This is a genomic window from Streptomyces sp. NPDC002870, assembly GCF_042888505.1.
In the GTDB taxonomy this organism is placed as follows: Bacteria; Actinomycetota; Actinomycetes; order Streptomycetales; family Streptomycetaceae; genus Streptomyces.
This window is the reverse complement of sequence record NZ_JBIAPW010000004.1, coordinates 58,273-71,579: the sequence shown is the minus strand read 5'-3', so window position 1 is coordinate 71,579 and position 13,307 is coordinate 58,273. Positions and strand designations below refer to the sequence as shown.

Sequence of the window (13,307 nt, the reverse complement as noted above, 5' to 3'; positions counted from 1 at the left end):
GGGAAGAGGGACTCCAGAACCATGGCTATCTTCCTCACCAAGGACAGCAAGGTCATCGTCCAGGGCATGACCGGCGCCACGGGCATGAAGCACACCAAGCTCATGCTGAACGACGGCACCAACATCGTCGGTGGCGTCAACCCGCGCAAGGCGGGCACGACCGTCGACTTCGACGGCACCGAGGTGCCGGTCTTCGGCTCCGTCGCCGAGGCGATGGAGAAGACCGGGGCCGACGTCTCCGTCCTCTTCGTGCCGCCGGCCTTCGCCAAGGCCGCCGTCGTCGAGGCGATCGACGCGGAGATCGGCCTCGCGGTCGTCATCACCGAGGGCATCGCGGTCCACGACTCCGCAGCCTTCTGGGCGTACGCGACCGCCAAGGGCAACAAGACCCGGATCATCGGTCCGAACTGCCCCGGCCTGATCACCCCCGGCCAGTCCAACGCCGGCATCATCCCGGGCGACATCACCAAGCCCGGCCGCATCGGTCTCGTGTCCAAGTCCGGCACGCTGACCTACCAGATGATGTACGAGCTCCGTGACATCGGCTTCTCCTCGGCCGTCGGCATCGGTGGCGACCCGGTCATCGGCACGACCCACATCGACGCGCTGGCCGCGTTCGAGGCCGACCCGGAGACCGAGCTGATCGTGATGATCGGCGAGATCGGCGGCGACGCCGAGGAGCGTGCGGCGGACTTCATCTCGAAGAACGTCACCAAGCCGGTCGTCGGTTACGTCGCGGGCTTCACCGCCCCCGAGGGCAAGACCATGGGCCACGCCGGCGCCATCGTCTCCGGCTCCTCCGGCACGGCCGCGGCGAAGCAGGAGGCCCTCGAGGCCGCCGGCGTCAGGGTCGGCAAGACGCCGACCGAGACGGCCAAGCTGGCGCGCGAGATCCTGGGCGCCTGACCTTCGCGGCAGGTACGTCACGTACGAGTGGGCCCGCACCTCCAGGTGAATCCTGTGAGGGGCGGGCCCACTCGCGTACTGAGCTGCTCGCTGCTCAGCTGCTCACCTGCGCACCTGAGTCAGCGCTCCTGCGGCAGTAGTCGTTCCGGACCGTATGCCGGCTCGGCGAGCAGCTTCGCGCGCAGCTCCACGACCCGCGGGGTCAGCAGCTGCGGCCCGCTGTGCGGCGGTACGCCACCGACTTGCTGCCCGGGGGCGATCGGGGGTTCGTACCGCGTCGGCGCGGTGGCCAGGGTGTAGGCAGTGGCGCCGATGATCAGTGTGGTGACGGTTATGGCGGTTCGCGTCCAGAACCGGGCCCGGCGCTCGCAGCCCGTACGTACCGCGCCGGCGGAGCTCAGCCGCGGCACCGGGCAGGCGTCCGCGAGGGCCGTGAGCTGCTCGTGCAGCGTTTCGGGCACGCCGACCTCAGGCACTCGCTCGGCGAGGGCGGCCCGCGCGTGCATCAGGCGGTTGGCCGCGGCGGGGGTGCTCGCCTCGGTCTCGGCGGCCGTCTCGGGGAGATCGAGGCCGAGGCCGTCGTAGAGCAGCAGCGTGTGGCGGTACGACGGAGGCAGTTCCTGCAGCGCGTCGAGCAGCCGGTGCGGGTCCCGCTCGACGCGGGGGGCGTCGGGGTGCCGGTGGGCGGGCCGCAGCCGCTGCCAGGGGGAGATGGCGTATTCGTACGCGGCGGCCCGTACCCAGCCCGCGGGGTCCCGGTCGACGGCGACCTTGGGCCACTGCTGCCAGGCGAGATGGAAGGCGCGCTCGACCGACTCGTGGGACAGCCGGAGCCGGCCGGTGAGCAGGTAGGTCTGGCGTACGAGGGCGGGGGCGGCGAACTCGTAGAGCGCGTCGAAGGCCTCGGCGGGGGTGAACTCGGGGAGTGCCGGCTCTTCCGGCGGCTTCGGCGGCGGGGCCTCCCGGGCGGCGGGGGCCGGTGATCCAGGCAGGTCGGGGTGCGGCGGGGCGGGGTCTGCCGGGACCGTGGGCCGTTCGGCCGTGCGCTCGGCGGGGTTTTCGCACTGCCGGGTGGACAATGCGCCGTACTCCCAGGGATCCCCGTACTCCCAGGAGTCCCCGTACTCTGCGGAATCCCTGTACTCCCCGGAGCCCCCGTACTCCCCGGAATCCCCGTACTCCCTGATTCTCTCGGCAGGGTCGGCGAGCAGGCGCGCGTACAGCTCGCGGTTGCGCCCCCTTGGGCTGGTGCGGCCGGTCTCCCAGGACCTGATCGTCGCCCGCGTGACGCCGATCACGGTCGCGGCTTCCTCCTCGCTCAGGAACTTCGCCTCACGCCGCCTGCGCCGTTCCATGGGGGAGGGCAGCGGGGGGTGCACGGAGCGTGTGGTGCTCTGAGTCATGAAGGGCTCCCGGCAGCACTGCACTCGACAAGAAAGTACATAAACGTATATTGAACGACACAACGGGTGATCGCTTGTTACGCGATTACGGCGCGTGTCGTTGGCAGCATGGCCGCGTGACCCAATTGACCGATCACAGCCCTTCTGTACCGCAGACGGCGGTACCCGTGCAGGGCGGCCCTGTGCCCGCCCTGGCCGCGTCCTTCATGCGCGGGGCGATGGCGGCGGGGCTCGGGCTGGGCGCGCTCGCCCTTGTGGTGATGGCGCTGTGGATCAGCTCTCCGTACCCGGACAACGGCCCCGACGGGGCGCTGCGCCTCGTCGCCGTGCTGTGGCTGCTGGCCCACGGCACCGAGCTCGTACGCGCCGAAACGCTCTCCGGGGCCCCGGCGCCGGTGGGGGTCGTGCCGCTGCTGTTCGTCGCGCTGCCGGCCTGGCTGGTGTACCGGGCGGCGCGCGACGCGCTGGAGCTGGGCGAGGGGCGGCTGCGGCCGTCGGCGCCGGGTGCGCTGTGCGCGGTGACGGCGGGTTATCTCCTGGTCGGCGCGGGTGCGGCGGTCTACACGGCGGACGGGCCGCTGGCGGCGGATCCGCTGAGCGCGCTGTTCCATCTCCCGCTGGTGACCGCGCTCGCGGCGGCGGCCGGGGTGTGGACGGCGAGCGGCAGGCCGCACGCGCCGCTGCCCGCCTGGCTGCCCGGGCGGGTAAGGGAGGCGCTCGCCCGTACCCGGGGGGCGGTCGCGCTGCGGTCCGCCGCGGCGGGGGCGCTGGCGCTGCTGGGCGGCGGGGCGCTGGTGGTCGCGGTGTCACTGGTCCTGCACTCGGGCGCGGTGCAGGATTCGTTCCTGCGCCTGGCGGAGCCGTGGTCGGGGCGGCTCGCGGTGCTGCTGCTGGGGTTCGCGCTGGTGCCGAACGCAGCGGTGTGGGGTGCTGCGTACGGACTCGGGCCAGGTTTCGCGCTCGGTACGGGTGCGACGGCCACCCCGCTCGCGCTGGCTGGGGACCCCGCGCTGCCGCATTTTCCGCTGCTTGCCGCGGTCCCGGGCGTGGGGCGGGGGACGCCGCTGCACTGGGCGGCGGTGGCTGTGCCGGTGGTGGCGGGGGTGGTGATCGCGTGCTTCACGGTACGGGCGGCGGCGCCGCGGCACGGGGCACGGGAGAGCGCGTGGGGCGTTCGCGAGACCGCGCTGACGGCGCTCCTGGGTGCGGTGGGCTGCGGGGTCCTGACGGCCCTGATGGCGGCGGCCGCGGGCGGCCCGATGGGCACGGACCGGCTGGCCGCGTTCGGCCCGGTGTGGTGGCTGACGGGGGCGGCGGCGCTGGCATGGACGGCGGGTATCGCGGTGCCGGGGGCGCTGGGGGTGCGGGCGTGGCGAGTGCGGGTGCCGGGGCGCTGGTGGAGGCGCGGGGCGGTGGAGCCGGTGCCCGAGCCGGCCTCGGGGGCTGCGGCACCGGTGCCCTCGGTGCCCGCGCCGGCCGGGCCGCCGGAGCCGGACGACGACGGGCCGCCGGAGCCGGACGACGACGGGCCGCCGGAGCCGGACGACGACGGGGCGGCGGAGGCGGACGACGACGATGGGGCGGCGGAGGCGTACGACTTCCTGCCGTCGGGTTCCTGGGCGGAGAGGGAGAGCAGGGAGGAGCCGGCGGCGGTGCTCAAGGAGGCATCGGGGAGTTTGACGGCGGGGCTTCAGCCGGTGGCGACGCCGGAGCGGGAGCGGGAGTCGGCGCTGCCTGAGCCACCGACGGCAACTGATCCGCCGGCCGCAGCCGAGCCGTCGGCTGCAACCGAGCCGCCGGGGGAGGGAGCCGAACCCCCGCCCCCCCGGTGAACTGCCCGGGCGGGCTACTCCTTGACGCCGATCACGCCGCGCAGCGGGTCCGGGAGCAGGTCGTTGCAGGCGAGCTGGCCCGACTTCGTCAGGGCGTCGTTCACGCAGGTGTAGTAGTCCCGGTAGACGAGCTGCGCCGTGAACGACCCCGCCACGATGACCAGCGCGATGCTCGCCATCACCAGGCCGCTCACGGCCGCCGTCAGCTGGGGCTTTTTCGAGGTCGGCGGCGTCGGCTGCGGCGGCTGGGGTGACGTCACCGCGTCCGTTGCGCGGGGTTGGGGCTTGGCGCGCAGGGAGCTGATGCTCCAGTACAGCGCCAGCGCGCCCAGCAGCAGCGCGATCTCCGGGAAGTCGAACAGCGCGAAGAAGAACGCCCACATGCCCGACAGCAGCGCATAGCGCGCCCTGCGCTGGGCCGGGTCCGTCGGGTCCCAGCGGAGGCCGCCGGGGGAGCCGCTGTCCGGGCCCTGCCGGCCGCCGCCGTTCTGGCCGTTCTGACCGTTCTGGCCGCCGGGGCGGCCGCCGAAGCCACCGCCCGAGGAGCGACCCGGCTGGCGGCTGCTCCACTGGCTGCCCCAGCCGGAGCCCTCTCCGCCCGAGGAGGAGCCCGAGGACCCGGAGGGGTCGGACGAGCCTGACGAGTCGGATGAGGAGGAGTCGTCGGCGTCATTGCCGTCGTTCGCCGGGCGGCGCGGCTGCCAGGGCTGGTCCGGCCTGCCCTCGGGCGGCGGCGCGAAGGGGTTGTTGTCGTCCGTGGACTGGCGCTCCCGCGGCAACAGGAGGTCCGTACGGCGGCGTCGGTCCGGCATGTGGTGAACGTCTTCCCCTCAGACCCAGCGCACATGGGGTCTTGTGTCGTAGTGCCCGTCAGAGGACGGGACTGTCCCCTGACGCTACCTCCCGGCCCCGCCCCCGTCCCGTGGGGGCCGTTCTGTGTGCCGGTATCGTTGCTGACGGTCGGCCCCTTCGTAGAGTTCCCCTATTGGGGGGCGCGATTCGTTCGTACGACCACACAAAGCCGCACAGCAAGCGGTTACGGCAAGCCGCACCGCCAGCCGTACCGCACCCGCGAGAAAGAGACCCGACGTGGCCTCCCCGCCCCCCTCCCGCCGTCCCGCACGCCTTGTCGTCCTTGTCTCCGGGTCCGGCACGAACCTCCAGGCCCTGCTCGACGCGATCGACGAGGATCCGCAGGGCTTCGGTGCACGCGTCGTCGCCGTCGGGGCCGACCGGGACCGGATCGCCGGACTCGAGCGCGCGGAGCGCGCCGGACTGCCCACTTTCGTGTGCAAGGTGAAGGACTACGAGAGCCGCGACGCCTGGGACCACGCACTCACCGAGGCCATCGCAGCGTACGAACCGGATCTGGTCGTCTCGGCCGGCTTCATGAAGATCGTGGGGAAGGAATTCCTCGCCCGCTTCGGCGGTCGATGCGTCAATACGCATCCCGCCCTGCTGCCCAGCTTCCCCGGGGCCCACGGTGTGCGCGACGCGCTCGCGTACGGCGCCAAGGTCACCGGGTGCACCGTCCACTTCGTCGACGACGGCGTCGACACCGGCCCGATCATCGCGCAGGGCGTGGTCGAGGTACGGGATGAGGACGACGAAGACGCTCTTCATGAGCGCATCAAAGAAGTCGAGCGACGGCTGCTCGTCGAGGTCGTGGGGCGTCTGGCCCGTAACGGCTACCGCATTGAGGGACGAAAGGTAGTTATCCCGTGACTGTTGAGGCTGCTGCGAAGCGAGCCGTCCGGCGAGCGCTGGTCAGTGTGTATGACAAGACGGGTCTTGAGGAGCTCGCACGCGGGCTGCACGAGGCGGGCGTGGAGCTGGTCTCCACGGGCTCGACGGCCGCGAAGATCGCCGCGGCCGGGGTGCCGGTCACCAAGGTCGAGGAGCTCACCGGCTTCCCCGAGTGTCTGGACGGCCGGGTCAAGACGCTGCACCCGCGCGTGCACGCCGGGATCCTCGCCGACCTGCGGCTCGAGTCGCACCGTGAGCAGCTCGCCGAGCTGGGCGTGGAGCCGTTCGGCCTCGTCGTCGTGAACCTGTATCCCTTCCAGGAGACCGTTCGCTCCGGCGCCGCCCCTGACGAGTGCGTCGAGCAGATCGACATCGGCGGCCCGTCGATGGTCCGCGCGGCGGCGAAGAATCATCCGTCGGTCGCGGTCGTCACCAGCCCGGCGCGGTACGGCGATGTGCTCGACGCCGTCAAGGCCGGCGGCTTCGACCTGGCCGCGCGCAAGCGTCTGGCCGCGGAAGCGTTCCAGCACACCGCCGCGTACGACGTGGCCGTCGCGTCCTGGTTCACCAACGCGTACGCCCCCGAGGAGGGCGCGACCCTGCCCGAGTTCCTGGCCGGCGCGTGGGAGCGCAAGGCCACCCTTCGGTACGGCGAGAACCCTCACCAGGCCGCCGCGCTCTACACCGACGGGCGGCCGGGCGGGCTCGCCAACGCCGAGCAGCTGCACGGCAAGGAGATGTCCTTCAACAACTACGTGGACACCGAGGCGGCGCGCCGTGCCGCCTTCGACCACGAGGAGCCCTGCGTCGCGATCATCAAGCACGCCAACCCGTGCGGCATCGCGATCGGCGCGGACGTCGCCGAGGCGCACCGCAAGGCGCACGCCTGCGACCCGCTCTCCGCGTTCGGCGGCGTGATCGCCGTCAACCGCCCGGTCAGCGTGGCGATGGCCGAGCAGGTCGCGGACATCTTCACCGAGGTCATCGCCGCACCGGCGTACGAGGACGGAGCGGTAGAGGTCCTGGCCCGGAAGAAGAACATCCGCGTCCTGCGGGTGGAGGGCACCCCGCTGCAGCCCGGCGACCTCAAGCCGGTCTCCGGCGGTGCGCTGCTACAGGAGTCCGACGCCTTCCAGGCGGAGGGCGACGACCCGGCCAACTGGACGCTCGCCACGGGCGAGGCGCTGTCCGGCGAGCAGCTGGCGGAGCTCGCCTTCGCCTGGAAGGCCTGCCGCGCTGTGAAGTCGAACGCGATCCTGCTCGCGAAGGACGGCGCGTCCGTGGGCGTCGGCATGGGCCAGGTCAACCGCGTCGACTCCGCGAAGCTCGCGGTGGAGCGCGCGGGGGCGGAGCGCGCGCAGGGCTCGTACGCCGCGTCCGACGCGTTCTTCCCGTTCCCGGACGGCCTGGAGATCCTGGTCGCGGCGGGCGTCAAGGCCGTGGTGCAGCCGGGCGGTTCGGTGCGGGACGAGCTGGTGGTGGAGGCGGCGAAGAAGGCGGGCGTGACGATGTACTTCACAGGCACGCGGCACTTCTTCCACTGACACGCACATCTGCGGACGGCCCGTCGGCGATTCCCGGCGGGCCGTCCGCGCTGTCTGCTCTGTCGGCCTACGCGGCCGGGACGTGAGAACGGCCGAAGGCCGCAAACCCGCCGGCCGGCGAGTGTTACGGCCTTCGTGCAGTCAAATGGTTCAGTTGGTTCAGTGCTGGGGGCGGCTGAACCAGGCGTCGCCGTCGGACTTTCCGATGAACACCGTCACCAGGATGGCGAGCACCGTGTGCGCCAGACCCACGATGACGAACGGGTAGATGCCCAGGATCGCCGTGATGATGCCGAACACCATCGTGGTGATGCGGATGCCGTTGCCGCCGCTCTTGAACTTGACGCCCAGGAAGACGGCGAGCACGCCCCACAGCAGGACGAGGAGCGCGAGACCGTAAATGGCGCCGGTCGAGAAGTCGGCGAGGTCCTGGAACTGGACGTCGTCCTTGAGGGTCGGGTCGTCCTGAGCCTTGCTGATGGCCGCGCCGGTGATGGCGAACAGGACCGCACCGATGACCTGCAGGCCGGCGATGACGAAGAGCATCACGCGGGCTGCCTTCACACCGCCCGGCATCTCGGTCGGGCCGCCGGGGAAGCCACCGCCGTACGGCTGGACCGGCGGGGCCTGCGGGTAGCCGTAACCGGGCTGCTGCGGCTGGCCCTGCTGGGGGTAGCCGTAGCCCGGCTGCTGCGGCTGGCCCTGCGGCTGGCCGTACGGGTTGGGCTGACCCTGCGGGGGCTGCTGCCCGTACGGGTTGTTCGGGTCGCCGAAGCTCATGGCGGATTTCCTCCGTTGGGAAGTGCGGGGACGACGCGGTCCGAGCGGAGGAACGTCACAAGATCAGCGGTTTGCCCCCCAACACTGCCGCGGTACTGCGCGGCTCATCGTGGTATTAAGGTCGACATTTTGTCCAGTCGGGGACCACATGTGTTGTGCAAGTGCAACCTCAAGATGTCCTGGCGGGGGGCCGGGAGGCGGCCGGAGACGGCCCGGTGACTGCCCGGCGGCTGTCCAGTCGCGGCCCGAATTGGAACCGGGGCGGGTCCATCCGCGAGGATGGGTCCATGACTGCCCAGATTCTCGATGGCAAGGCCACCGCAGCCGCGATCAAGTCCGACCTGACCGCCCGCGTGGCGGCCCTCAAGGAACGGGGTATCACCCCTGGCCTCGGGACCCTGCTCGTCGGGGACGACCCGGGCAGCCGCTGGTACGTCAACGGCAAGCACCGCGACTGCGCGGAGGTCGGCATCGCGTCGATCCAGCGCGAACTGCCGGACACCGCCACGCAGGAGGAGATCGAGGCGGTCGTCCACGAACTCAACGACAACCCCGAGTGCACGGGCTACATCGTCCAACTCCCGCTCCCCAAGGGCATCGACACCAACCGTGTGCTGGAGCTGATGGACCCGGCCAAGGACGCGGACGGGCTGCACCCGATGAGCCTGGGCAGGCTGGTGCTGGGCGTGGAGGCGCCGCTGCCGTGCACTCCGTACGGAATCATCCAGCTGCTGCGTCACCATGGCGTCGAGATCAAGGGCGCGCACATCGTGGTCGTGGGGCGCGGCATCACCGTCGGCCGCTCGATCCCGCTGCTGCTGACCCGTAAGTCCGAGAACGCGACCGTGACGCAGTGCCACACCGGCACCCGCGATCTGGGCATGCATCTGCGGCAGGCCGACATCATCGTGTCGGCGGCCGGGGTACGGCACATCATCAAGCCGGAGGACGTCAAGCCGGGGGCGGCCGTGCTCGACGTCGGCGTCAGCCGCGACGAGGACGGCAAGATCGCCGGCGACGTCCACCCGGGCGTCGCAGAGGTGGCAGGCTGGATCTCACCGAACCCGGGCGGCGTCGGCCCGATGACCCGCGCGCAGCTGCTGGTCAACGTCGTCGAGGCGGCCGAGCGTGCCGCCGTCGCCGCCGCGGGCTGACCGGGAAGGCTGAGCCCATGGGCGTACGCACGAACGACGAAGCGGGGGCGGACGATCGCGGTGCGGCCGCGCCGCTCGCAGAGGGCGCGGCGTCCGCTGCCGACGGGGCCACTGCATCGGCGGCGAAGGCCGAGCCGGACACGAGCACCGCGGACGCGGCCCCCGAGCCGCGGGCTGACGGCCGCGCGGCCCGTGACGCCGACGGCGTGACGGCCCCCGAGCCGGGGGCTGACGGCCGGGCCGCCCGTGACGACAACGGCGTGACCGCGCCCGAGCCGGGGCCCGAGGGCCGCACCGCCGGTAACGCCGATGGCCGCGCGGCCGGTGACGCCGACGGCGTGACCGCGCCCGAGCCGGGGCCCGAGGGCCACGCCGCCGGTAAGGCCGATGGCCGCGCGGCCCGTGACGCCGACGGCGTGACCGCGCCCGAGCCGCGGGCTGAGGGCCACACCTCCGGTATCGCCGACGGCCGCGCCGCTGCCGAATCTGCGGCCGCCACCGGCCCCGGCGGGCAGGACCGCCCCCACCACAAGCGCACCGCGCCCGACGTCGGGGCCGCCGTCGCCGCCGCGCTCGCCGCGGCCGTCCATCCCCGGCCCGGCCGCCCTGACGACGGCGACCGGAGCGGCATCGAGGCGCGTGCCGTGGATGCGGGGTACCCCGACACCTCGCAATCCGCCGCACCCGGCAAGGCCCCTTCGCGGCGGCCGCCATCCCTCACCCGCGACACCGCCAGGCCCGAAGGCGGCGGGCGGGCCGCTCCCGGCGGGGCTCCCGCGCCCGCGCGGCAGTGGCCCCTGCTCACAGTGCTCTCGCTCGCCGGGCTCGGCCTCGTGATCGTCGGCACCGACGGCTTCGCCGACGCCTTCCGGGTCGGCACCATCCTCATCGGCGTCGCCCTGCTCACCGGCGCAGTGCTGCGCCGGATGCTGCCCTCCGTGGGCATGCTCGCGGTGCGTTCCCGCTTCACCGACATGGTCACGTACGGAGTGCTCGGCATCCTGATCGTCCTGCTCGCGCTGGTGACGCAGCCGAAGCCGTGGCTGGACGTTCCGTTCCTGGAGGACGCCGTGCACTTCACCGTGCGTTAGCCCGCTTTGTCGCACCCTGTCGAGTATCTTGACGACGAGATACATCGACGAGTCCGAGACCACAACATCACTGACGTCGCTGACATCTCCGACCCCGCCGCAGCGTGAGAGGGATGTTCCACCTCATGGCCAAGATCAAGGTTGCCAACCCCGTCGTCGAGCTCGACGGCGACGAGATGACCCGCATCATCTGGTCCTTCATCAAGGACAAGCTGATCCAGCCGTACGTCGATGTCGAGCTGAAGTACTTCGACCTGGGTATCGAGCACCGCGACGCCACCAGCGACCAGGTGACCGTCGACGCCGCCAACGCCATCAAGAAGTACGGCGTCGGCGTCAAGTGCGCCACGATCACGCCCGACGAGGCGCGGGTCGAGGAGTTCAACCTCAAAGCGATGTACCGCTCGCCGAACGGCACCATCCGCAACATCCTCGGCGGCGTGATCTTCCGCGAGCCGATCATCATGGAGAACGTGCCGCGGCTCGTCCCGGGCTGGACCAAGCCGATCGTCGTCGGCCGTCACGCCTTCGGCGACCAGTACCGCGCCACCGATCTGAAGGTCCCCGGCCCGGGCACGCTCACCATGACCTTCACCCCGAAGGACGGCTCCGAGCCGATCGAGCTCGAGGTCCACGAGTTCCCGGGCGCCGGTGTCGCGCTCGCCATGTACAACCACGACGAGTCGATCCGCGACTTCGCGCGCGCCTCGTTCCGGTACGGCCTGGCCCGTGAGTACCCGGTCTACATGTCCACGAAGAACACGATCCTCAAGAAGTACGACGGTCGATTCAAGGACATCTTCCAGGAGATCTTCGACGCCGAGTTCAAGGCCGAGTTCGACGCCAAGGGCCTGACCTACGAGCACCGCCTGATCGACGACATGGTCGCTGCGGCGCTCAAGTGGGAGGGCGGTTACGTCTGGGCGTGCAAGAACTACGACGGCGACGTCCAGTCCGACATCGTCGCGCAGGGCTTCGGCTCGCTGGGCCTGATGACCTCGGTCCTGATGTCCCCCGACGGCAAGACCGTCGAGGCCGAGGCCGCGCACGGCACCGTCACCCGCCACTACCGCCAGCACCAGCAGGGCAAGGCGACATCGACCAACCCGATCGCGTCGATCTTCGCCTGGACCCGTGGTCTCGCCCACCGGGGAAAGCTGGACGACACCCCCGAGGTCACCGGCTTCGCGGAGACCCTGGAGCAGGTCTGCGTCGAGACCGTCGAGGCCGGCCAGATGACGAAGGACCTGGCACTGCTGATCTCCAAGGACGCGCCGTGGCTGACCACGGAGCAGTTCCTGGACGTGCTCGACGCCAACCTGCAGAAGAAGATGGCGTCCGCCTGATCGAGGCGTCCCCGCCTGAGGCGGCGCCGATCCGGTGCAAAGGGAACGGCGCCCGTCCTCTCCCCCGAGGGAGGACGGGCGCCGTCGTGTTTTCAAGAGTCATGGACGCGCCAAGCGCGAACAAGGGACGACAGGGGCCTGTGGCACGGAGGTGACCATTCCGCCACGCGGTGATCGTGCGCGACGGGCGGGGCGGCTGCGCGGCGGGGCGGGGCGCGCGACGGGGCGTGCAGTCCATCCCGAATGCTCCCGTGCACACCGATAACAGGAACTGACATCCTGGGCCTGCGCATCCCATTGGGTAGTCCGTTCGGGGGGAAAAGGGGACAAGGGGGGAAGTACATGCCTCGTTGGAAGGCACTGCCGGAGGAACTGGACCCGCAGGTCCGGGAGTTCGCCAGTCAGCTGCGCCGGCTTGTCGACCGCAGCCGGCTGAGCATCGCCGCCGTCGCGGACCGCACCGGATACAGCAAGACGTCGTGGGAGCGGTATCTGAACGGGCGGCTGCTCGCGCCCAGGGGCGCGATCGTCGCGCTGGCCGAGGTGACCGGGACGAACACAGGCCATCTGACCACCATGTGGGAGCTCGCGGAGCGCGCCTGGAGCCGTTCCGAGATGCGCCACGACATGACGATGGAAGCGATACGGATATCCCAGGCGCGGGCGGCGCTCGGGGAGTTCGGCCCGGCGCAGGCGGTTGCCCCGGGCGGCCGGACGGCCGCGTCCGCGGACCCCAGTGGCCCCAGCGGCCGGGATGCGAGCGGCCGGGACCCGAGCGGCTGGGACCTGAGCGGCTGGGACCCGAGCAGCCGGGAGCAGCCGCAGCGCCCTACCCCCTACGTGCCGACGCAGAGCGGTCCCGGCCACCCCGCTCCGCCGACCGCGCCGTTGAGCGCCGCACCCTCCCCCGACCACCAGGGAGACGGCAAGCGCAAAGTCACCATGTTCTTCGCCGGCCTCGTCGGCGCGCTGCTGGTGATCGCCGCCGCCGTGCTTCTGACCGACCTCGGCGGGGACGGCACGGACGGCAAGCCCGCTGCCAAGCCCCCGTCGGCAGCCCCGGCCACCAGCAGTCCGCAGTTGCCCGCGGGCGTGAAGTGCAGCGGCAAGGACTGCACGGGCAAGGACCCGGAAGGGATGGGCTGCGGCGGCGAGTTGGCCAAGACCGTCTCGTCCGCGACCGTCGGCAAGGCGTTCATCGAGGTCCGCTACAGCAAGACCTGCCAGGCGGCCTGGGCCCGTATCACCCGGGCGGTCCCCGGCGACGCAGTGCAGATCAGCGCGGCCGGCAAGGGTGCGCAGAACGAGCTGGTGAACGCGGACAACGACGCGTACACCCCGATGACCGCGGTGGCCGCGCCGGCCGAGGCCAAGGCCTGCGCGACGCTCAAGACGGGGGTCACCGGCTGCACCGGGCAGCAGTGAGCCGCGCCACAAGGGGGCGGGGGAGTACGGGGTCGCGGGTCCGATAGCCTGACGCTGGATGTCTCTTCACGTCAAGATTC

The 13,307-nt window shown here is 71.6% G+C and carries 11 protein-coding genes; 8 read left to right on the top strand and 3 right to left on the bottom strand.

Annotated elements, in window-relative coordinates; all coding sequences use genetic code 11:
* Positions 1–21: 21 nt before the first annotated feature.
* A complete protein-coding gene (sucD, locus tag ACFYWY_RS06940; protein ID WP_389180887.1) occupies positions 22–906 on the top strand; it encodes a succinate--CoA ligase subunit alpha in 885 nt (294 codons plus the stop codon).
* A gap of 119 nt (positions 907–1,025) precedes the next feature.
* Here the strand turns inward: sucD and ACFYWY_RS06935 are convergent, their stop codons facing one another.
* Positions 1,026–2,309: a sigma factor-like helix-turn-helix DNA-binding protein gene (locus ACFYWY_RS06935; protein WP_389180884.1), complete on the bottom strand. Its 1,284-nt coding sequence runs from the start codon at positions 2,307–2,309 to the stop codon at positions 1,026–1,028.
* A gap of 116 nt (positions 2,310–2,425) precedes the next feature.
* Between ACFYWY_RS06935 and ACFYWY_RS06930 the strand changes: the two genes are divergently transcribed.
* Positions 2,426–4,141, top strand: a complete 1,716-nt coding sequence (locus tag ACFYWY_RS06930; protein WP_389180881.1) for a DUF6350 family protein — start codon at positions 2,426–2,428, stop codon at positions 4,139–4,141.
* Positions 4,142–4,155: 14 nt separating this feature from the next.
* On the opposite strand, the gene ACFYWY_RS06925 is transcribed toward ACFYWY_RS06930, so the two are convergent.
* Positions 4,156–4,953: a hypothetical protein gene (locus tag ACFYWY_RS06925; RefSeq protein WP_389180878.1), complete on the bottom strand. Its 798-nt coding sequence runs from the start codon at positions 4,951–4,953 to the stop codon at positions 4,156–4,158.
* A 277-nt stretch (positions 4,954–5,230) separates the two neighbouring features.
* Here ACFYWY_RS06925 and purN point away from each other — a divergent pair, with 277 nt between their 5' ends.
* Together purN and purH are read left to right on the top strand one after the other, a co-directional pair.
* Complete coding sequence (gene purN, locus ACFYWY_RS06920; RefSeq protein WP_389180874.1) at positions 5,231–5,866, top strand: phosphoribosylglycinamide formyltransferase; 636 nt, start codon at positions 5,231–5,233, stop codon at positions 5,864–5,866.
* A complete protein-coding gene (gene purH / locus ACFYWY_RS06915) occupies positions 5,863–7,431 on the top strand; it encodes a bifunctional phosphoribosylaminoimidazolecarboxamide formyltransferase/IMP cyclohydrolase (protein ID WP_389180871.1) in 1,569 nt (522 codons plus the stop codon). The genes purN and purH overlap by 4 nt, the downstream gene beginning before the upstream one ends.
* A gap of 159 nt (positions 7,432–7,590) precedes the next feature.
* Here purH and ACFYWY_RS06910 read toward each other — a convergent pair whose 3' ends face one another.
* The gene (locus tag ACFYWY_RS06910) at positions 7,591–8,211 is read right to left on the bottom strand and encodes a hypothetical protein (protein ID WP_389180868.1); all 621 of its coding nucleotides are present in this window, start codon (positions 8,209–8,211) and stop codon (positions 7,591–7,593) included.
* A 287-nt stretch (positions 8,212–8,498) separates the two neighbouring features.
* On the opposite strand from ACFYWY_RS06910, the gene ACFYWY_RS06905 reads away from it, so the two are divergent.
* From ACFYWY_RS06905 to ACFYWY_RS06890, 4 genes are all read left to right on the top strand, one after another.
* Positions 8,499–9,365: a bifunctional methylenetetrahydrofolate dehydrogenase/methenyltetrahydrofolate cyclohydrolase gene (locus tag ACFYWY_RS06905; protein WP_389180865.1), complete on the top strand. Its 867-nt coding sequence runs from the start codon at positions 8,499–8,501 to the stop codon at positions 9,363–9,365.
* Between the two features lie 260 nt (positions 9,366–9,625).
* Positions 9,626–10,456 (top strand): DUF3017 domain-containing protein, encoded by an 831-nt coding sequence (locus ACFYWY_RS06900; protein ID WP_389181518.1) that lies wholly within the window; start codon positions 9,626–9,628, stop codon positions 10,454–10,456.
* Between the two features lie 125 nt (positions 10,457–10,581).
* Positions 10,582–11,802 carry an NADP-dependent isocitrate dehydrogenase gene (locus tag ACFYWY_RS06895; protein WP_389180862.1) on the top strand — a complete coding sequence of 407 codons (1,221 nt, stop codon included), beginning with the start codon at positions 10,582–10,584 and terminating at the stop codon, positions 11,800–11,802.
* 342 nt (positions 11,803–12,144) lie between these two features.
* Positions 12,145–13,227: a DUF2690 domain-containing protein gene (locus tag ACFYWY_RS06890; RefSeq protein ID WP_389180859.1), complete on the top strand. Its 1,083-nt coding sequence runs from the start codon at positions 12,145–12,147 to the stop codon at positions 13,225–13,227.
* The last annotated feature ends 80 nt before the right edge of the window (positions 13,228–13,307 follow it).